Annotated in this window: 19 protein-coding genes and 1 tRNA gene; 7 read left to right on the forward strand and 13 right to left on the reverse strand. The window is 40.5% G+C overall.

What is annotated here, in order from left to right; translation table 11 throughout:
* The first annotated feature begins 65 nt into the window (after nucleotides 1-65).
* From ACTHJT_RS05275 to ACTHJT_RS05285, 3 genes are all read left to right on the forward strand, one after another.
* Nucleotides 66-1,493: a redoxin domain-containing protein gene (locus tag ACTHJT_RS05275; protein ID WP_440236881.1), complete on the forward strand. Its 1,428-nt coding sequence runs from the start codon at nucleotides 66-68 to the stop codon at nucleotides 1,491-1,493.
* Nucleotides 1,493-2,008: a DUF1802 family protein gene (locus tag ACTHJT_RS05280; RefSeq protein WP_440236884.1), complete on the forward strand. Its 516-nt coding sequence runs from the start codon at nucleotides 1,493-1,495 to the stop codon at nucleotides 2,006-2,008. Before ACTHJT_RS05275 ends, ACTHJT_RS05280 begins: the two co-directional genes overlap by 1 nt.
* Nucleotides 2,009-2,109: 101 nt before the next feature.
* Nucleotides 2,110-2,328, forward strand: a complete 219-nt coding sequence (locus ACTHJT_RS05285) for a VF530 family DNA-binding protein (RefSeq protein ID WP_440236886.1) — start codon at nucleotides 2,110-2,112, stop codon at nucleotides 2,326-2,328.
* A gap of 64 nt (nucleotides 2,329-2,392) precedes the next feature.
* Here ACTHJT_RS05285 and ACTHJT_RS05290 read toward each other — a convergent pair whose 3' ends face one another.
* From ACTHJT_RS05290 to ACTHJT_RS05330, 9 genes are all read right to left on the reverse strand, one after another.
* Nucleotides 2,393-3,583, reverse strand: a complete 1,191-nt coding sequence (locus tag ACTHJT_RS05290) for a M20 metallopeptidase family protein (protein ID WP_440236888.1) — start codon at nucleotides 3,581-3,583, stop codon at nucleotides 2,393-2,395.
* A gap of 1 nt (nucleotide 3,584) precedes the next feature.
* The gene (locus ACTHJT_RS05295) at nucleotides 3,585-4,088 is read right to left on the reverse strand and encodes an SPOR domain-containing protein (protein WP_440236890.1); all 504 of its coding nucleotides are present in this window, start codon (nucleotides 4,086-4,088) and stop codon (nucleotides 3,585-3,587) included.
* Nucleotides 4,089-4,125: 37 nt separating this feature from the next.
* Nucleotides 4,126-7,494, reverse strand: a complete 3,369-nt coding sequence (gene secA / locus ACTHJT_RS05300; RefSeq protein ID WP_440236892.1) for a preprotein translocase subunit SecA — start codon at nucleotides 7,492-7,494, stop codon at nucleotides 4,126-4,128.
* Between the two features lie 106 nt (nucleotides 7,495-7,600).
* A complete protein-coding gene (gene dapF / locus ACTHJT_RS05305) occupies nucleotides 7,601-8,383 on the reverse strand; it encodes a diaminopimelate epimerase (RefSeq protein WP_440236895.1) in 783 nt (260 codons plus the stop codon).
* 13 nt (nucleotides 8,384-8,396) lie between these two features.
* Nucleotides 8,397-9,578 (reverse strand): AIR synthase related protein, encoded by a 1,182-nt coding sequence (locus ACTHJT_RS05310; protein ID WP_440236896.1) that lies wholly within the window; start codon nucleotides 9,576-9,578, stop codon nucleotides 8,397-8,399.
* An 81-nt stretch (nucleotides 9,579-9,659) separates the two neighbouring features.
* Nucleotides 9,660-11,633 (reverse strand): OmpA family protein, encoded by a 1,974-nt coding sequence (locus ACTHJT_RS05315; RefSeq protein WP_440236899.1) that lies wholly within the window; start codon nucleotides 11,631-11,633, stop codon nucleotides 9,660-9,662.
* A 142-nt stretch (nucleotides 11,634-11,775) separates the two neighbouring features.
* Nucleotides 11,776-12,273 (reverse strand): hypothetical protein, encoded by a 498-nt coding sequence (locus tag ACTHJT_RS05320; protein ID WP_440236901.1) that lies wholly within the window; start codon nucleotides 12,271-12,273, stop codon nucleotides 11,776-11,778.
* Nucleotides 12,274-12,276: 3 nt separating this feature from the next.
* Complete coding sequence (locus tag ACTHJT_RS05325; RefSeq protein WP_440236903.1) at nucleotides 12,277-13,065, reverse strand: (Fe-S)-binding protein; 789 nt, start codon at nucleotides 13,063-13,065, stop codon at nucleotides 12,277-12,279.
* 83 nt (nucleotides 13,066-13,148) lie between these two features.
* Nucleotides 13,149-14,471: a 4Fe-4S dicluster domain-containing protein gene (locus tag ACTHJT_RS05330; protein ID WP_440236905.1), complete on the reverse strand. Its 1,323-nt coding sequence runs from the start codon at nucleotides 14,469-14,471 to the stop codon at nucleotides 13,149-13,151.
* Nucleotides 14,472-14,550: 79 nt separating this feature from the next.
* On the opposite strand from ACTHJT_RS05330, the gene ACTHJT_RS05335 reads away from it, so the two are divergent.
* Together ACTHJT_RS05335 and ACTHJT_RS05340 are read left to right on the forward strand one after the other, a co-directional pair.
* Nucleotides 14,551-14,623 (forward strand) — tRNA-Phe (locus ACTHJT_RS05335).
* 63 nt (nucleotides 14,624-14,686) lie between these two features.
* Nucleotides 14,687-15,439, forward strand: a complete 753-nt coding sequence (locus tag ACTHJT_RS05340) for a glycosyltransferase family 2 protein (protein WP_440236907.1) — start codon at nucleotides 14,687-14,689, stop codon at nucleotides 15,437-15,439.
* Nucleotides 15,440-15,576: 137 nt separating this feature from the next.
* Here the strand turns inward: ACTHJT_RS05340 and rplS are convergent, their stop codons facing one another.
* From rplS to ACTHJT_RS05360, 4 genes are all read right to left on the reverse strand, one after another.
* Complete coding sequence (rplS, locus tag ACTHJT_RS05345; RefSeq protein ID WP_440236909.1) at nucleotides 15,577-15,948, reverse strand: 50S ribosomal protein L19; 372 nt, start codon at nucleotides 15,946-15,948, stop codon at nucleotides 15,577-15,579.
* An 85-nt stretch (nucleotides 15,949-16,033) separates the two neighbouring features.
* On the reverse strand, nucleotides 16,034-16,741 hold the full coding sequence (gene trmD / locus ACTHJT_RS05350) for a tRNA (guanosine(37)-N1)-methyltransferase TrmD (protein ID WP_440236912.1): 708 nt from the start codon (nucleotides 16,739-16,741) through the stop codon (nucleotides 16,034-16,036).
* Nucleotides 16,731-17,288: a ribosome maturation factor RimM gene (gene rimM, locus ACTHJT_RS05355; RefSeq protein ID WP_440236915.1), complete on the reverse strand. Its 558-nt coding sequence runs from the start codon at nucleotides 17,286-17,288 to the stop codon at nucleotides 16,731-16,733. The genes trmD and rimM overlap by 11 nt, the downstream gene beginning before the upstream one ends.
* A gap of 17 nt (nucleotides 17,289-17,305) precedes the next feature.
* Complete coding sequence (locus ACTHJT_RS05360; RefSeq protein ID WP_440236918.1) at nucleotides 17,306-17,833, reverse strand: 30S ribosomal protein S16; 528 nt, start codon at nucleotides 17,831-17,833, stop codon at nucleotides 17,306-17,308.
* A gap of 218 nt (nucleotides 17,834-18,051) precedes the next feature.
* On the opposite strand from ACTHJT_RS05360, the gene ACTHJT_RS05365 reads away from it, so the two are divergent.
* Both ACTHJT_RS05365 and ACTHJT_RS05370 read left to right on the forward strand, forming a co-directional pair.
* Complete coding sequence (locus ACTHJT_RS05365; protein ID WP_440236920.1) at nucleotides 18,052-18,633, forward strand: non-canonical purine NTP diphosphatase; 582 nt, start codon at nucleotides 18,052-18,054, stop codon at nucleotides 18,631-18,633.
* On the forward strand, nucleotides 18,630-19,241 hold the full coding sequence (locus ACTHJT_RS05370) for a uridine kinase family protein (RefSeq protein ID WP_440236923.1): 612 nt from the start codon (nucleotides 18,630-18,632) through the stop codon (nucleotides 19,239-19,241). Before ACTHJT_RS05365 ends, ACTHJT_RS05370 begins: the two co-directional genes overlap by 4 nt.
* Nucleotides 19,242-19,254 lie beyond the last annotated feature (13 nt).

Below are 19,254 nucleotides of genomic sequence, written 5' to 3' on the forward strand. Positions count from 1 at the left end.
TAAATAATTGGTATAAAAATTGAAATAACTTTTACATTATTAACTATTCCCTATTTGAAATGAGTATGTATAAACTGTCTTTATTGTCGTTATTGCTTATTTTAAGTTCTATTTCAGCCTCTTGGGGCGCTTCCGGAAATCCTCCGGCGTACGATATAAAAGTTCATATTAAAGGAATCAAACAAGCCGATACTGTCTACCTTGCCCGTTATTATGCCGATAAACGATATTACCAGGATACCGCTTTAGCAGATGCGAAAGGCATGGTTTCGTTCAGCGATACCACTCAATTAAAAGAAGGCATGTACTTTTTACTCCTGCCAGGTCAAAAAATATTTGATTTTATTTTAAGCCCAAAAAGCTTTTCCATGAGCCTGAATATGGCCGACGATAATCTTGTAAAGGGCGCTTCATTTAAAAACTCTCCAGACAATACAGCCTTTTATGATTACCAGAAATTTTTCATACGCCAGAAAGAAAAAGCTGATTCATTAAATGCATTAATGAAAAGCGCTTCTGAAAAGCAAAAAGAATCCATTACCAGCCAGTTACTTGCGATCGACTCAACTATGCTGAATTATATTCAGACCTTTTTGAAGAACAATCCAAAAAGCTTATTCACTTCTATATTAAACACAACCAAAGATATTGATGTGCCGCCGGCTCCCAAGCGTTCAGACGGGTCCATTGATTCTACGTGGCAGTACCATTATTACAAGAAACATTATTTCGACAATGTAAACTTTAATGATGACCGCTTGATCCGTACGCCGGTACTGGTAAGTAAAGTAGATAACTATTTTAAAAACCTGGTTGTTCAGCGTCCTGATTCAATCATAAAAGAGATTGATATGATACTGGCAAAATGTGCCAATGCAAAAGATCTGTTTGAATACTTTGTGCGTGATTACACTTACAAATACGAGACTTCTCAGGTAATGGGCATGGATGCTGTATTTGTACACCTTGGCAAAGAATATTATCTGAAGGGCAAATGTTTCTGGGCAAGCCCAGAAACGGTTAAAAAAATAAAAGAGCGTGTTGAAATTCTGGACCCGTTGCTATTAGGCAAAAAAGCTCCGAACTTATACATGACCGATACAACAGGCACATACAGATATCTGTACGATGTAAAAGCAAAATATACCATTCTGTTCTTCTGGGACTCTCAGTGCGGCCACTGCCAGCAGGAAACACCGAAGCTCTATGAATGGTGGTTAAAAAACCGTTCAAAAGGCATTCAGGTATATGCCGCAAATATTGAGCGCAAAGATGAAGAATGGTTGAAATTCATTCGTGCAAAAAATATCCGCGAATGGTTGAATGTACGTGATTCCAAAACACATACCGACTTCAAAATCACATACGACATCTATGCAACTCCTGTGTTATATGTACTGGACCAGAATAAGATCATTATTGCAAAACGCATTGGATATGAAAACATTGATGACTTCATTGTTCAATACGAAAAAAGTTTAAAAACAAAATAATGGCTTTAGCATTTAAAGAATGGGCCTGTATTGTAGATGCGCTCGGCAAAGGACGCCAGAGCATTATACTGCGCAAGGGCGGTATTCATGAAGAAGGCTCCGGTGATTTTGAATTGAAAGGAAAACAGTTTATCCTGTTCCCTACGCTGTTTCATCAGGCCGATGAAATGATCAAGCCCGATTGGCGGCCATTCTTGAGTGACACAAGATTTCATACGATACCTGACAAGGTGGATATTAAATACTACGTGCAGGTCGCCGATGTACAGGTGCTCACGGATTGGGAAACAGTAAAGAAACTTCAACCCTTTCACGCCTGGAAAGAAGAAATAATTAAAGAACGCTTTGAGCGCTGGGGTAACAGCATTCATCTGTTAATTGTGCAGGTATTTGAATTTGGCGCATCTTTCCAGCTTGATTTGCTACCCGAATACGGTGGCTGTAAATCTTGGGTAGAGATCAACAAACCCATTGATTTTATAGGCAGGCCGATTGTGAATAAGAGTATTATCTAAAAAAGCAGGGGGGCGCCCTGCTTTTGTTATTACAGGCTTCCGGCCTGACCTTCTCTCTAACTATACGTCATCAAAAAAATCATTAAAGGCTTATTATATCTATGGTATCTGAACAACCGAATAACCCATTGCATGGTAAAACGCTTGAAATGATTTTGAATGAACTTGTAGACGAGTACGGCTGGGAAGAATTGGGTGAGATTATTAATATCAATTGTTTCAATATTAATCCAAGCATCAAATCAAGTCTTGCTTTTTTGCGCAAAACTCCTTGGGCAAGAAAAAAGGTAGAAGATTTATATCTGAGAATGGTCAAATAAAAAAACAAAAAGAGGGATTTGAAATATATTCAAATCCCTCTTTTTGTTTTTTTATTTTGTTTGTTTATGCCTTCAGTTCTTCAACTGCCAGCCAGGCCATCAAGCCTGTGCCTGTCTGCAAGGCTTTCTCGTCAATATCGAATGTTGGTGTATGTACACCAGACGTTATACCACGTTCTTCGTTACGGATTCCTAAACGGTAAAAACAAGCGTCAATTTCCTGCGAGTAATATGCGAAATCTTCTGCTGCCATCCACAAATCCAGATCAACTACATTCTCTTCACCTAGAAATTCTACTGCTGCTGTTTTCATGCGTTTCGCCAACGCAGGAGCATTCTGTAAAAACGGGTAACCATCTTTAATATCAATCTCACATGTTGCGCCCATGGACTCTGCAATGCCTTCCGCCATCTTTCTGATACGCTTCTTTGCTTCTGCGCGCCACTCCTCGTTCAAGGTTCTAAAAGTGCCTTCAATATTCACTTCATCAGGAATTACATTGGTTGCACCCATGCCCGTAATTTTACCAAAAGATAAAACTGCCGGAATCCGCGGATCGCAATTTCTGCTGATCACCTGCTGCAAAGCAACAATGATGTGTGATGCAATCAGGATAGGATCAACATTTTTATCAGGCATGGCTGCGTGGCCACCTTTACCTTTAACAGTAATGTATATCTCATCGGCACTGGCCATGTACATGCCTTCTCTAAAGCCTACCTTACCGGCAGGAATCAAAGCCATTACGTGTTGGCCAATGATATTCGCTGGAGCTGGATTTTGAAGAACGCCTTCTTTGATCATTAAAGAAGCTCCGCCCGGAAATTTTTCTTCACCGGGCTGAAAAATTAATTTGATTGTCCCTTCAAACTGGTCGGTGATCTGACTTAATATTTTTGCTGTACCCAGTAAGGAAGATGTATGCACATCGTGTCCGCAGGCATGCATAACACCGATGTTTGTAGACTTATAAGGAACATCGTTTTTTTCTTCGATCGGAAGCGCATCCATATCTGCTCGCAACGCTACAACTTTTGAAGCAGGATTCTTTCCTTCGATCAACGCAACAACGCCTGTGCCGGCAATACCTACTTCATGCTTAACGCCAAAAGATGTCAGCAGATCCGAAACGTATTTACAAGTATTGTATTCTTCAAACGACAATTCCGGATTTGCATGAATATATCTTCTATATCCGATAACCTCTTCTGAAATACTCGCAGCTAATTGCTGTATACGTTGTTTAACTTCCATTTTAACGAATCAAATTTATCTGATCGGGTACAATCATCGAATTCGGAAAATGCACCTTTAAATCGCTTAATATATAACTGGCTTCTACCCTATCTGTAAAATCGCCAACCTTTACACGGAAACTAGGTTGCTTGTATTGAGTATATACATTCATGTCCGAATCAACTGCATATACCTGTTTGCGTATGTTTAATGCTTCCTCACTGCTTGAACCTGTGTAGATCAGAATACGGTATCCCTGCACAACATTATTCTTATTAATTACTGCAAGCGAATCTGATCTGAGTTTAGCCTTTTTAGAAAGATCATTTGGAAACGTCGTTGCTACCGGATTTTTAACTGTCTGTTTTGCACTGATCGTATCCGGATTGGTAAAAGTCGGACGAGCGGCACTCAAATCTTCATAATAAGGCTCCACATTTCCTTTGTGTTTTTGCGACATCGCTGCACAAGAGCTCAACGCAATTATACAAACCACAGAAATGAAGTTGAGTGAATTTTTCATAACAGCATTCATTTTATACCGGATCTTAAACGTACCACTATTCTTCTATCAGTACGCATTTGTTATTTAACAAATCGTCTTCAACAGCTTTGTATTTTATATCACGCTTAACGCTTCCGTCCATATATTGAACAGAAACTTTATCGTTTCTATTAGCTATTTTCTGAGAACGTACCGGTTCAGCTTTCGGCGGCGCCGGAGCTTCCGCCTGCGGCTGTTGTGCACCGCTGCCGCCACCAAATGCAGATCCTGCTTCGTCTTTCGTTTCTTTATATTTTGGCTGCTGCTGTACAGGTTGCTGTCTCATCTCTCTTACAGGAATATTATTCTGATCCTGTTTTAGAATGTCTGCTTTGAACAAGAACGAAACGATATCTGCATTTACTGTATAAACAAATTTCTTGAACAGCTCAAAGCCTTCAAACTTATAGATCAACAATGGATCTTTTTGTTCATAAGCTGCATTCTGTACAGACTGTTTCAGTTCATCCATTTCACGCAAATGATCTTTCCAGTGTAAATCAATTACAGAAAGTGTGATATAGCGTTCTATCGATTGTTCCAGTGTCTGCGAATCCTGCTGCGCAAGCTCTTTCAGCGGAGCAATGATGTTAATATTTCTTTTGCCATCCGTAAATGGAATCACAATATTTTCAATGCTGTCGCCACGGCTCGTAATCAACTCCGTGAACGTTGGCATTGTTTTTTCTTTGATAAGCTTAATTTTCTGTTCGTAGTGAGTCAGTACTTCATCGTACAAGGCTTTAACAAGCACATTTCCTGCAGACTGATTAAATGCTTCTTTCGTAATATCCGGAATAACGCCGAACATACTTATCGCACGCATTTTGAAATTGTCGTAATCTTTCGTCGCTTGCGACCCTAAAACTATATCTTCACACAGATCGAAGATCATGTTTAATATATCCAGCTTTAAACGTTCGCCATACAATGCATTTTTACGACGTTTGTAAATCACTACACGTTGAGAGTTCATTACGTTATCGTATTCAAGCAAACGCTTACGTTGCCCGAAGTTGTTCTCTTCAACTTTTTTCTGTGCACGTTCAATGGAATTTGAGATCATAGAATGCTGAATCACTTCACCTTCTTTATATCCCATGCGATCCATGAATTTCGCAATACGATCAGAACCAAACAAACGCATCAGATTGTCTTCCAGACTGACAAAGAACTGAGAAGAACCCGGATCGCCCTGACGACCGGCACGACCGCGCAGCTGTCTGTCCACACGTCTTGATTCGTGACGTTCTGTACCGATGATCGCTAGACCGCCGGAAGCTTTTGACTCTGCGGTTAATTTAATATCGGTACCACGACCCGCCATGTTGGTAGCAATCGTAACAGTACCCGGTTTACCTGCTTCTGCAACGATATCTGCTTCTTTCGCATGCAGCTTCGCATTCAATACCTGATGCTTGATGTTACGCATCTTCAGCATACGGCTCAACAACTCTGAAATATCTACAGAGGTTGTACCCACCAATACCGGACGGCCTTTTTGAGTAAGCTCAACAATTTCTTCCGCTACTGCATTATATTTTTCACGTGTTGTCTTGTATACTTTATCCTGCTCATCCTGACGTGCAATGGGACGGTTTGTAGGCACCACTACTACATCCAGGTTATAGATCTGCTGGAATTCTGCTTCTTCTGTTTCGGCAGTACCTGTCATACCAGACAGTTTGTGATACATACGGAAGTAATTCTGCAAAGTGATTGTTGCATATGTCTGTGTAGCTTCTTCCACACGTACGTTTTCTTTCGCTTCAAGCGCCTGGTGCAAGCCGTCAGAGTAACGACGTCCATCCATGATACGACCTGTCTGCTCATCAACAATCTTCACCTTGCCGTCCATGATCACATAGTCGGTATCTTTTTCAAACAAGGTGTATGCTTTTAATAACTGCTGTAGTGTATGAATACGTTCCTGTTTGATGGAATACTCGCTCAACAGTTTTTCGGTCTGCTCCATCCGTTCCTGGTCAGAGATCGATTTGTCTTTTTCGATCTTAGCCAATTCAGAACCTATATCAGGAAGCACGAACAGGTTTGCATCTTCCTGTTCACCGGTAATGAAGTCAACACCTTTCTCAGTAAAATCAACCTGATTGTGTTTTTCATCAATAACAAAATACAACGGAGCATCCGCTTCCGGCATGCGTTTATTGTTTTCTGCCATGTATTCGTTTTCAGCTTTCTGTAAAATTGCTTTTACACCTGTTTCGCTCAGTTGCTTAATCAACGGTTTATAGCCAGGGTAGCCTCTGTATGCTCTTAACAATTCCAGTCCGGCTTCTTTTTCTTTACCGGCTGCAATGTATTTCTTTGCTTCAACAAGGAAGTTATTGATCAATTTCTTTTGTTCCTCTAACACACGCTGTATACGTGGCTTCAGTTCAGCAAATTCGTGTTGGTCGCCTTTCGGCACCGGGCCGGAGATAATCAATGGTGTACGCGCATCATCAATCAATACTGAATCGACCTCATCGACCATTGCATAATGATGTCCGCGTTGTACCAGGTCATCCTTATCTGTAGCCATGTTATCACGCAGATAGTCAAAACCGAATTCGTTATTTGTTCCGTATGTGATATCAGCACGATATGCGTCTCTTCTTGCTTCAGAGTTTGGCTGGTACTTGTCGATACAATCTACGCTGATACCGTGAAATTCAAATAATGGCGCCATCCATTCGCTATCACGTTTTGCCAGGTAATCGTTCACTGTTACTACGTGCACGCCTCTGCCGGCTAATGCATTCAGATAGGCAGGCAATGTTGCAACAAGCGTTTTACCTTCCCCTGTACCCATCTCAGAGATCTTACCATGGTGCAATACCATACCACCGATCAACTGTACATCGAAATGCTGCATTTCCCAGGTAACTTCTGTTCCTGCTGCGATCCATTTGCTACTCCATTCAGCAGTATTGCCATTGATCTGAACGTTTTTCTTTTTAGCAGCAATTGCGATATCCATTGGAGTCGCTGTAACCGTAAGCTTGCCGTTCTCTTTCCATCTGCGGGCAGTTTCTTTAACAACAGCAAATGCCTGCGGCAATACTTTCTCCAGCGACTTTTCTAATTCTTTATTTCTTTCCAGCTCTAATTTATCGATCTCCTGGAAAATTACCTCCTTCTGATCTATTGTCAAATTAGGATTAGAAGCAACTTTTTCATGATGGCCTTTTATCTGCTTATCAATATCGTTCAGGTCTGCATTGATAATACCTTTGATCTTTTCAGTCTGAGCTCTCAATTGATCATCGCTCAATGCGCGGAGTTTTTCGAACTCTGCGTTGATCTGTTCAACTACAGGTTGTAATTTTTTAATATCACGGCCGGATTTTGTGCCGAATAATTTTGTTAAAATGCCTAACATGTTATTTATAAAACTTAATTGAAATCTTACTTAAGTAACTATTTGAGGTATGGTTAAAAGAAACAAATAGCGTTTTTAAATGTACGAATTATAACTGATTTAGTCTCTAAAAGGAAACCTCTATTTGCCCTTCGAATACCCTTTTGGCCGGACCAATCAGATATATATCCGTGTACTGATTTTCTCCTGCCTGTGTAAAGGAAACCTGCAGATCTCCGCCCAGTGTTTTCACTGTAACGGGCACACGCGCGCCCATTCTAGATGCTGCAATGGCGGCGGCTGTTACACCTGTGCCACAGGAATAAGTTTCATCCTCAACACCGCGTTCGTATGTGCGTACAAACAAGGTTTCATTCTGCATTTCCATGAAGTTTACATTCGTACCGCCCGGTTTGAACGCTTCGCTGTAACGTATTGACTTACCCTGTTCGAAAATCGGATATTGTTCTATCTGTTTCACTTGTTTTACATAATGCGGAGAGCCTGTATTCAGGAAGAATGCCTGAGATCCGAGATCATTCACGGCATGAACATCAATCATATGCAGATATACCAAACCGTTCTTCACCTGTGCATCATGCGGACCATCAACAGCTAAAAATCTTGTCTCTGCGCCGATTACACCCAGATCATAAGCGAACTGCACAATACATCTGCCGCCGTTTCCGCACATGGTACTTTCGTTGCCATCTGCATTGTAGTATACCATTTCAAAATCATAGCCTTCTTTATTCTGCAATAAAATAAAGCCGTCTGCACCAATTCCGAATCTTCTGTGGCAAATTTGTGCAACAATATCCCGGCGTTCTCTATCAAAGATATTTGTACGATTATCAATCAATACAAAATCATTTCCTGTACCCTGATATTTATAAAATGGTATATTCATTTATTTCTTTTGCTTATGCGTAGGTGTATTCTGTTCCCTGCGGACCTGTAATGGTAAGCCTTTTACCAGCTACAGGAGCTTCTACCCTGCCTATTATTTTTGCTTCAATATTAAATTTCTTTGCAATCGCGATCATGCCTTCCGCATTTGCCGCATCGGTATATATTTCCAGACGGTGTCCCATGTTGAATACCTTGTACATTTCTTCCCACGGTGTATTACTTTGGCCCTGGATCAGCTGAAACAATGGCGGCACATCAAATAAATTATCTTTAATGATGTGTGTTTTTTCATCTGTAAAATGCAGCACCTTCGTCTGCCCGCCTCCACTACAATGAACAACACCGTCGATTTTACCTTTATACCGGCTGATAATTTCTTTCATCAGCGGTGCATACGTTCTTGTTGCTGAAAGCACCAGTTTCCCGGCATCAAGAGGTAGATTCAGGTAAGGATCTGTCAGATTCATTTCCCCGGAATAAACCAGATTTGAAGGCACCTTCGGATCAAAACTTTCCGGATATTTCTGCGCAAGCACATTGTTAAATACATCATGCCTTGCCGATGTCAATCCGTTACTCCCCATGCCGCCGTTATATTCGGTTTCATAGGTTGTCTGTCCGTATGATGCAAAACCTACAATTACATTGCCAGCCTTAATATTCTCATTAGAAATGACATCTTGTCGCTTCATTCTGCATGTTACCGTGCTATCGACAATTATTGTCCGGACTAAATCGCCAACATCTGCCGTTTCGCCACCTGTGCTGTAAATTCCGATGCCATTATCACGCAGCATCTGCAGTACTTCTTCCGTGCCATTGATGATTGCCGCCAGCACTTCACCCGGAATCAGATTTTTATTTCTGCCAATTGTAGATGATAATAAGATATTGTCTACAGCTCCTACACAGATCAGGTCATCAATATTCATGATTACTGCATCCTGTGCAATTCCTTTCCAGACAGATATATCACCGGTTTCTTTCCAGTAAACATATGCTAATGAGGATTTTGTTCCCGCACCGTCTGCATGCATGATATTGCAGTATTCCGGATCACCCCCTAAAATATCGGGAATGATCTTACAAAATGCTTTCGGATAAATGCCTTTATCTATGGATTTTATGGCTTTATGAACATCTTCTTTCTGAGATGAAACCCCGCGCTGCATGTATCTGTCGCTGCTACTCATGATAATTCCGTTTTGAATATGTAAAAATAAAAAAGTCTCCCGATTAATCGGGAGACTTTTAAAACAATGTTTGAAAATAAATTAATGTGATTTGATTTGCAATTCGTCGTTAAAGTTGTTCAGCACTTTAAATGTTGTACGACGGTTAGCCTGGTGATCTTCTTCTGTTTTAGCACCTTTGATTGCAGGATCATCTTCACCATAACCTTTTGCTGTAATTCTTTCTTTTGCAATACCGTGCGCTACTATGTAATCAACGGCAGACTGTGCACGTTTCTGAGATAAGACGCGGTTGTAATCTGCAGATCCACGCTCATCGGTATGTGACCCTAATTCGATCAGGATATCCGGGTTTGCCTGCATCAATTCAACAATTACATCCAGTTCTTTTGCAGCATCTTCACGGATGTTCCACTTATCGTAGTCATATAAAATGTTACGAACGAATACAATTTTTTCTCTCTTGATCAGGATAACTTCTGCAGATTTTTTGATTTCGTTCTCGCCGATTTTTAAGTCTTTAAATGGTACTGAAGCAATGGTAAACGGCTCCCACTCTTCCTTGATGTGAGAGAAGTATTTATCCATGTGAGAAACTAAGAAATATTTCTTGTCTGGTTCAACTGTAAACTGAAACTTACCATCTGCATCTGCAACAGTTGATTGTAATGTATCTCCAGCTTCATTAAACAAGTAAACTGTTGCTCCAGGCAGGATGTATTTAGGATTTGCTTTAGATCTTCCGAACGAAGTACCGTCAACAATGTACTTCGCTGTTCTGTCCCAGTAAGTATTTTTTACGAAGTAAATATCATCATCACCTTTAGCCCCATCATCCACTCTGTTTGATGCGAAATAACCATCCAGGCTGTCTTTCCAAACTAAACCGAAATCATCATAACTTGTATTGATTGGCTTTCCGATGTTTTCGATTGATAATTTCCCGCCTTCGTTTTTAATGTAGAAAATATCAAGAGAACCTAAAGAAGGGTGTCCGTCTGAAGAGAAGTAAAACACACCATCTTTGTTTACACATGGATACATATCATTCCCGCGGGTATTGATTGGTGCGCCAACGTTAACCGGGTTTGACCATTCTCCTTTTTCGTCCAGTGTAGCCTTATAGATATCAACGTTTCCTAAAGCGCCTTCAGCTTCTCTGTTTGAAGCAAAGAATAATGTTTTTTCATCCAGTGATAATGCAGGGCAAGCATCCCAAGCATCTGCATCACTGATAGCAAGCATTACAGGGTCAGTCCATTTGCCATCAGAACCCATAGTTGTTTTATACAAATCAACATCCGTAGGACCTTTTTTCGCACCGCTGTTACCTCTGGCAAAGATCATTGTTTTACCATCCTTCGTGATTATGCAAGATGCTTCGTGAGCACCTTCTGTATTCAGATTGTCAGGTAACGGCATTGCTTGTCCGGAGAACTTTTCAACACCATCAAAGATGAACTCATAAATGTTTGTGAAACCTGTACCTGTGGCAGAGTGCATTTTTTCAGCATCTCTTGAAGTAGTAAAATAAAGTTTATCCTTGAAGAAGAATGGAGCATATTCTGCTTCAGGAGTATTTAATGCACTTAAGTTTTCGATTTTATAATAGGTTGGTCTTGCAACGATTTCCTCTAAAGCTTTCAGGTTTTCAAGTTCCTTTTTTGCTCTGTTGATGTAATCGAAATTAGAACCTGTTTTAATGTACTGCTTGTATTGAGTTGCAGCACCTTCGTAATTTCCAACTGATTTTAAAGCATTTGCGTAGAAAAAGTGTGCTTCTTCGTCTTTCACACCTGCTTCAATTGCCTTACGGTAATATGGTTCTGCCTGCTGAATACGGTTTGAACGTCTGTAACATTCGGCTATGTAATAGTTACATTGAGCAACGTCACCGCCTTCGCTTAAAGATTGTTGGTAATTTTCAATTGCATGCTGATATTCAGCCTGCTTGTATTGAATTTCCGCTTGAGCAAAATACTTAGCGCTTTTAGGGGTACATGCAACAAAAGCTACAAACCCCAAGATAAAAATTGCCTGAATAAATCTCTTCATGAAACGATATTCTTATAAGATATAGTATGGATGCAAAATGCTTTTAATTAAAGCAATTTAAGTTTTTTTTTACATTAAAATACAACTTTCTAGTAGAAAAAGTAAAATCGAGTAATAAACTTATGTTAACGAAATAGGCCTTTCAAACGTTTTCCTGCTTAAAATACCGCTGAATCCATGTCTCTTTTGCCGTCTTAATCCAACTATTGCGGAAGTTTTTACAAGACGTAATTGTATTATCAAAAACCTGACTATCAGGCGTTAAAATATGCCCTGCAATCAAGATTCCCAGATCCTCCGGCATGGCTGTCTGAACCATCTTATCCTTGAGTATGTATACAACCATTCTGTTCATCAAGTCAATTCCCAGTTCTGATTCAATATTTTTAATTATCTGCACAGATTTATCGATTGAACAACCGCTTGGGGAATGGTGAGATTCGTCCACTCCGATAATAATAAACTGATTATGGCTGATTGTAAAAGATGCTTTCAAAGGCGTTCCATGAGCTTGCCAGTCATCTGTGAATGGCTTTAATGTTTCAGAAATAAACGCCGTTTGCTTCGGGTTAAAAGGTGTTTGTGAAGCATAGATCCAGACTCTCGACTGGTCAGATAAGTTGTCGAATGGTACATACATAGCTTAAAGACCCTTAGATTGTGCAATAAGTTCCGCCAGATCGAACACTTTTACTTCGTGTTCCTGTTCCTTATTCTTAACACCATCTGAAAGCATGGTCATACAAAACGGACAGGCAGCCGCAATGATTTTCGCTCCTGTTGCCAATGCTTCTTCGGTACGTTCAATATTAATATCCTTATTACCTTTTTCAGGTTCTTTAAACATCTGCGCGCCACCAGCTCCGCAGCAAAGACCGGTCGTTTTACAACGTTTCATTTCAACCAGTTCGGCATCAAGCACTTCCAATACCTTGCGCGGTGCTTCGTACACATTATTTGCACGGCCCAGGTAGCAGGAGTCATGATAGGTAATTTTTTTACCTTTAAACTCTCCTCCTTCGGTCATTTTGATCTTGCCCTCATTGATAAACTGCTGCAACAGTTGAGAGTGATGAATCACTTCGTAATTGCCGCCCAGTTCCGGGTACTCATTTTTTAATGTATTGAAACAATGCGGACAGGCAGTAACGATTTTTTTGATTCCGTAGCCGTTCAGCACTTCTATGTTTGCCATTGCCTGCATCTGAAACAGAAATTCATTTCCGGCACGCTTTGCAGGATCACCGGTACACGCTTCTTCAGTACCCAATACCGCAAAATTTACCTGCAAATGATTTAGAATTTTAACAAAAGCAACTGTTACCGCTTTTACGCGATCATCAAATGAACCTGCGCATCCTACCCAGAAAATGATTTCAGGGTCTTTGCCTTGCGCTTTTAATTCTGCTACCGTTGGTACTTTGTATTCCATATCTTTTTTTATGCTTAAGGCAGAAAGCCCAGGGCCTAATGCTTTTCGTTTCTTAGTTTGTTAAATTCAATTACAAATTATACTTACCCTTTTAATTTGTCTGCCCAGTTAAACCTGTCGGCCGGAGAGAACTTCCATGGTGCCATATTGTTCTCAATATTTGACAGCATCGAATTCCAGGATGCTGGCGCCTGAGATTCTTCCATTAACTTAAATCTTCTCAGTTGCATGATAATGCTAACCGGATCAATTGTCACGGGACAAGCTTCTACACATGCATTACAAGTTGTACAGGCCAGAATTTCTTCCTCTGAAATATATGTTCCTAGCAATGATTTACCATCATCGTAATCAGCACCATGCTGCTTAATATTTTTTCCGACTTCCTCCAAACGATCCCTGGTATCCATCATGATTTTACGCGGGCTCAGTTTTTTGCCTGTAATATTTGCCGGGCACTGCTGTGTGCATCTTCCGCATTCGGTACAGCTGTATGCATCGAGTAAGTTTTTCCATGTCAGGTCTTTTACATCCTTTGCTCCGAATCTTCCCGGTGCTGCATCAGCCGTTGCTTCTTCAACAGGCAGGTTCAGCATCAGTTTTACCTCCTTGGTTACTTCAGGCATATTTGTAAACTTACCGGCAGGTGTAAGTTTAGCATAATATGTATTGATGAATGCCATGAAAATATGTAAGTGCTTGGAATTGTAGAATACATAATTAGCAAAGAACATAACACCGATGATGTGGAACCACCAGCAGGCTCGTTCAGCAAAGATCAGGAAGTTCTCAGAGAAAGATGAATAAAATCCTGTGAGCAGTGAGCTGATATAAAAGGTTCCGGTTGGCAGGTAGTGCTCGCTGCCCATTGACTGCAGCACCTGATCCATAGCATTCATTTTTAAGAAAGCGATCATTAATAAGATTTCCATGCCCAGAATCAGATTCGCATCTAGTAATGGCCATTTCGTCATCTCTGTCCCGGAGAAACGTTTTACGTGTGTGATGTTCCGTCTGATTAAGAATACGGCACATGCAATAATTACCGTCAGGGCTAAAAACTCAAATATATTTATAACGATCGGATAGAAACTTCCTAAATACGGAGCGAATATTCTGTGCGTACCAAAGATTCCGTCGATTACAATTTCCAGCATTTCGATATTGACGATCAAAAAACCTGCATATACAAAAAAATGCAGGATAGCGGGCAGCGGTTTTTTGAACATTTTTTTCTGTCCGAGTGCCATGAGCAACATGTTTTTTATCCGCGCCATTTTATTATCGCTACGATCTTCGTCGCGGCCCAATAAAATACTTTTTCGGATTCTACTGATACTCAAATATATTCCTACTCCGGCTGCGGAAAGTAATACGATGAAAATAATTTGTGCGACTACGTGCATAATTTATATTGAATTAATACTGGATCATACTTGCAAATAAACAAAATTTTTAACTACATTTGCACTCCTAATAACGGAAGGTGATGTAGCTCAGTTGGTAGAGCAAAGGACTGAAAATCCTTGTGTCGGTGGTTCGATCCCACTCATCACCACTCGAGTCGAAGCCTTCGGTAGTAACCGAAGGCTTTTTTATTTGAACTAATTGTACTTGTGCCATGATCGATAATAAAAAGATTGTTGTCGTGATGCCTGCTTACAATGCAGCGAAAACTGTTGAGCAGACATTCAAAGAAATTCCATTCAATATTGTTGATGAAGTTATTCTTGTTGATGATCACTCAAAAGATGAAACGTTTGAAGTTGCAAAAAAGTTAGGAATTCACACAGTTATTCGCCACGATAATAACAAAGGTTATGGCGGTAATCAAAAAACCTGTTACGAGGCAGCATTAAAGAATGGTGCAGACATTGTGGTAATGCTGCATCCGGATTATCAGTATACTCCTTTGTTACTGGAAGCCATGATCTACCCGATCGCACGCGGATTATTCCCTGTAATGCTTGGTTCCAGAATATTAGGCAAAGGCGCGCTTCGCGGCGGCATGCCAATGTATAAATATATTTCTAACCGTTTCTTAACGCTGTTCCAGAATGTTATGATGGGACAAAAGCTTGCCGAATATCACACAGGCTACAGAGCATTCAGCAAAGAGATCCTGGAACGCTTACCATTACATAAAAATTCAGACGATTTTGTGTTTGATAATGAAATGCTGGGACAGATTGCCTTTGCAGGTTACGAGATCGGTGAAGTAACCTGTCCGACAAAATACTTTGACGATGCGAGCAGTATTAATTTTAAACGCAGCGTTCAATATGGATTAGGTGTATTACGTGTCTCTGTATCATACAGATTACAGCGCTGGGGATTAGGTAAATTTGAAATCTTCGACGGAATCAAAAAATAAAAATCTATTATAGATCTTCCCGATCCCGATCCGATAGCTATCGGATCGGGATTTTTTATTTTAGATCGAAAATGCTTGTAAATAAAAAAGTCTTCCTGCTATTGGCGGGAAGACTTTTTGCCGAATGATCGGTTATATTATTTTGCAGCTTCAACTGGCTTCTTTTTCTCTTTGATACGGGCATTTTTACCAGACTTGTCGCGTAGGTAGAACAAACGGGCTCTACGAACAGAACCTGCACGCAATACTTCGATTTTGTCGATGAATGGAGACATTGTCGGGAATATACGTTCAACTGCAATACCTGCAGAAATTTTACGAACTGTGAAAGAAGCTCCGTTGCCAGAATTTCTTTTTTGGATTACAAGGCCTTGATATTGCTGAATACGCTCTTTAGCGCCTTCTTTAATTTTTACGTGAACATTGATCGTATCACCAGCTTTGAATTCAGGAAGTGCTTTTTGTACAGCTAAATAATCCTGTTCAACGATTTTAAGTAGATTACTCATATATGTAAGTAGTTAAGTATCTTTTCCAATAAAGGACTGCAAAGATAAAGAATAAAATTAAATTACCAGCATAAGCCGGACAATTTTATTTGACATCGGGGTCATTTCCCCGAACGAACTTATCGTAAAGATCTGGTCTTCTTTCTTTTGTCCGCTGTAAGGCGTTTTCAAACCGCCATTTTTCAATTTCTTTTTCATTACCCGAAAGCAGGATTTCCGGCACAATCATTCCGTTATAGTCTGCCGGGCGGGTATAAACAGCCGGAGCCAATAAGCTGTCCTGGAAGGAATCTGTAAGAGCTGAGGTTTCGTCGGACAAAACACCCGGAATCAGGCGTATTAATGCGTCAGAAACGATTGCAGCGGCTAATTCACCACCTGAGAGTACATAGTCGCCAATGCTGATCTCATGAGTAATGAATGCCTGTCGTGCGCGCTCGTCGACACCTTTGTAATGCCCGCAAAGTATAATGATATTTTTGAATAAGGAGAAACGATTCGCTGTCTGCTGGTCAAAGGTTTTACCGTCGGGTGTCATGTAAATGACTGCGTCGTACCCCCTTTCGGCTTTTAAAGCAGTAATGCAGCGGTCAATAGGTTCAACCATTAATACCATGCCGGCGCTACCACCATACGAGTAATCATCTACCTGGCGGTGCTTAAACAGCGTATAATCACGCAGGTCATGCACTACAACTTCAGCAATTCTTTTTTCCTGAGCACGCTTTACAATGGAGTGCCCAAAGAAACTGTCAAGCAATTTCGGCAAGCATGTGATAATATCAATCCGCATCTGATTCTGAAGCGTCTTCTTCGTTAAGATAAATTTCGATCAGGCCTTCCGGCAGGGTTGTAAACACCTGCTTGGTTTTGACATCAACCGAATGAACGATTTCTTCTGTTACAGGAATCAGAATTTCTGCCTCCTGGTAATCCATCATTAATAAATCCTGGCCGGTTTTCTGAAAGAAATTAGAAATAGTACCTAGTTTACCCTGAACAGAATCAATCACTTCAAAGCCAATAATTGCCTGATAGGAAAGTCTGCCTTCATCGGCTTCCGCCATTTGGGAAACAGGTATGTAAATATCTGCTCCTACCAATGGTTTTGCCTGTTCAACCGTTACAATATCTTCAAATGACAGTATGCAACGTTTATGAGTAGCAAAGTTGAATGAGCTTAAAAAAAAAGGAATCTGTTTTTGTTTGATTTCAACAAAAACAGATTCCAATGTTTCGTAATCGCTAAGGTCGTCAGAAAATACCTGAACCAGTACCTCACCTTTTACCCCATGAACCTTGACGATGTTTCCCCAAAGGATGTTATCTGCCGGATTCATAGTTTTAATGTATTAAATTACTCAGCTGCTTCTGCCGGTGCATCTGCTGCCGCTGCTAAATCAGCTGCTGCTACCGGGTTTTCTGCTACGATTTTTTTAGCACGAACCTGTTCAGCTTTTGCTTCTTTAATTTTAACTTCAGCTGCTAAACGAGATTTTTTATCAGCTTCTTTTTTGCTAACTAAAGCATTAGCCGCAGAAGTTTTAGCTGATTCTTTTTTGCTAACCCAAGCTTTGAATTTCTGATCTGCCGCATCCTGAGTGATAGCGCCTTTGTCAACACCTACCTGTAAGTGTTTTTTCAACATAACACCACGCTCTGATAAAATAGTACGTGCTGTATCTGTTGGCAATGCACCTTTCATTACCCAGTCAAATGTTAATTCATCATTTAATACCACAGTGGCAGGGTTGGTATTAGGGTTGTAAGTACCCAACTTCTGGATGAATTTACCATCACGTGGAGATCTTGAATCTGAAACCACGATGTCATAAAGAGCTAATTTTTTTCTACCTCTTTTGCTTAAACGAATTCTAACTGCCATAGAACAATTATGTTTTGTTGTGAAACATGTCGATGGATCCCGTCCATCTATTTTTAACGAACCGCAAACTTACGGATTTAATCCACAATTGCCAAGCCTTTGCTAAACTATAAATTCTTAGCGAAGCCAGTCACGGGACTTTTTGTATGTTTTCTGTCCGCTTTTCTGGGAATTGGTGACCTAAATGCTGAATTTAGAGCTCAAATTTACCTTGCCTTATGATTTCGATTTGCTTTGCAACCAACAATAAACATAAACTCGAAGAGGTTCGCTCCAAAATCAACCCGCAGATAACTATTTTATCCCTTGAAGATATTGGCTGTCGGGAAGAATTACCGGAAACCTGTCCGACGATTGAAGAAAATTCTGCCCAAAAAGCACAGTATGTTGCTCAGAAATATCATGTTAATTGCTTTGCAGACGACACCGGACTATTAGTCGATGCCTTAAATGGGGCACCCGGCGTTTACTCTGCCCGTTATGCTGGTCCAGGCTGCTCTCCGGAAGATAATATGAATAAACTGTTAACGGCCCTTCAAGGCATAGAAAACCGTAAAGCTTCCTTTAAAACCTGTATAACACTTGTTTTAAATGGTCAACAGCTGCAGTTTATGGGCGAAGTAAGCGGCGTAATTTTAACAGAAAGGCATGGGGAAAAGGGCTTTGGCTACGACCCGATTTTCAGACCTGATGGTTATGCCACCTCTTTTGCAGAAATGTCGATGGAAGAAAAAAACACGATCAGCCACAGGGCTCTGGCTGTAGCAAAACTGTATGATTATCTGGCAGATCCAAAATGAAACCTCCATTGGTGATTGGTATTTGTGGCGGAAGCGCATCGGGTAAAACATATTTAAAAGATATGCTTCTTGCCAGGGCGCCCGAAGGGAAGGTTGTGTCTTTTACCCTTGATAGTTATTATTTACCCCGCGACTGGCAAAAAAAAGATGAAAACGGCTATCTGAATTTCGATTTGCCCGAAGCGCTTAATACGCAGAAAATGATCTATGATTTTCTGGATCTGACAAATGGCTTTTCGATCGAACAGCCTGTTTATCAATATAAAATTTCTCCTCCATCGCTGGATTTCCGGATTATTGAACCCGCGCCAGTCATTATTGCAGAAGGGATTTTTCTGTTTCATTATAAAGAAATCAGGGAAAGGATTGATGCAAAAGTATTTATTGACGCTCCGTTTGATGTAAAGCGCAAACGCCGGATCGAACGGGATATCAGGGAACGGGGCTATGAATTGTCTGAAATTGAGTACCGGTTTGATAACCACGCCCGGGATTCTTATAATCAATATGTTTTACCTTATCAGCAGGAAGCGGATTATGAGGTCACCGATGATGACTCCTTTGAAAAAACATTCAACGAATTGTTAAATCGGATTTTAGCCTATTAATTTGTGTTCTGCT

The sequence above is a fragment of the Cytophaga sp. genome (assembly GCF_051961495.1).
Lineage (GTDB): Bacteria > Bacteroidota > Bacteroidia > Cytophagales > Cytophagaceae > Cytophaga.

What these genes read in the sequence shown, in the direction of transcription:
- ACTHJT_RS05285 (WP_440236886.1), top strand. Translation starts at nt 2,110, where the DNA reads ATGGTATCTGAACAACCGAATAACCCATTGCATGGTAAAACGCTTGAA.
- ACTHJT_RS05370 (WP_440236923.1), top strand. Translation starts at nt 18,630, where the DNA reads ATGAAACCTCCATTGGTGATTGGTATTTGTGGCGGAAGCGCATCGGGT.
- rplS (WP_440236909.1), bottom strand. Translation starts at nt 15,948, where the DNA reads ATGAGTAATCTACTTAAAATCGTTGAACAGGATTATTTAGCTGTACAA.
- trmD (WP_440236912.1), bottom strand. Translation starts at nt 16,741, where the DNA reads ATGCGGATTGATATTATCACATGCTTGCCGAAATTGCTTGACAGTTTC.
- ACTHJT_RS05360 (WP_440236918.1), bottom strand. Translation starts at nt 17,833, where the DNA reads ATGGCAGTTAGAATTCGTTTAAGCAAAAGAGGTAGAAAAAAATTAGCT.
- ACTHJT_RS05325 (WP_440236903.1), bottom strand. Translation starts at nt 13,065, where the DNA reads ATGGAATACAAAGTACCAACGGTAGCAGAATTAAAAGCGCAAGGCAAA.
- rimM (WP_440236915.1), bottom strand. Translation starts at nt 17,288, where the DNA reads ATGAATCCGGCAGATAACATCCTTTGGGGAAACATCGTCAAGGTTCAT.
- ACTHJT_RS05280 (WP_440236884.1), top strand. Translation starts at nt 1,493, where the DNA reads ATGGCTTTAGCATTTAAAGAATGGGCCTGTATTGTAGATGCGCTCGGC.
- ACTHJT_RS05340 (WP_440236907.1), top strand. Translation starts at nt 14,687, where the DNA reads ATGATCGATAATAAAAAGATTGTTGTCGTGATGCCTGCTTACAATGCA.
- ACTHJT_RS05330 (WP_440236905.1), bottom strand. Translation starts at nt 14,471, where the DNA reads ATGCACGTAGTCGCACAAATTATTTTCATCGTATTACTTTCCGCAGCC.
- ACTHJT_RS05295 (WP_440236890.1), bottom strand. Translation starts at nt 4,088, where the DNA reads ATGAAAAATTCACTCAACTTCATTTCTGTGGTTTGTATAATTGCGTTG.
- ACTHJT_RS05320 (WP_440236901.1), bottom strand. Translation starts at nt 12,273, where the DNA reads ATGTATGTACCATTCGACAACTTATCTGACCAGTCGAGAGTCTGGATC.
- ACTHJT_RS05365 (WP_440236920.1), top strand. Translation starts at nt 18,052, where the DNA reads ATGATTTCGATTTGCTTTGCAACCAACAATAAACATAAACTCGAAGAG.
- dapF (WP_440236895.1), bottom strand. Translation starts at nt 8,383, where the DNA reads ATGAATATACCATTTTATAAATATCAGGGTACAGGAAATGATTTTGTA.
- ACTHJT_RS05290 (WP_440236888.1), bottom strand. Translation starts at nt 3,583, where the DNA reads ATGGAAGTTAAACAACGTATACAGCAATTAGCTGCGAGTATTTCAGAA.
- ACTHJT_RS05310 (WP_440236896.1), bottom strand. Translation starts at nt 9,578, where the DNA reads ATGAGTAGCAGCGACAGATACATGCAGCGCGGGGTTTCATCTCAGAAA.
- ACTHJT_RS05315 (WP_440236899.1), bottom strand. Translation starts at nt 11,633, where the DNA reads ATGAAGAGATTTATTCAGGCAATTTTTATCTTGGGGTTTGTAGCTTTT.
- secA (WP_440236892.1), bottom strand. Translation starts at nt 7,494, where the DNA reads ATGTTAGGCATTTTAACAAAATTATTCGGCACAAAATCCGGCCGTGAT.
- ACTHJT_RS05275 (WP_440236881.1), top strand. Translation starts at nt 66, where the DNA reads ATGTATAAACTGTCTTTATTGTCGTTATTGCTTATTTTAAGTTCTATT.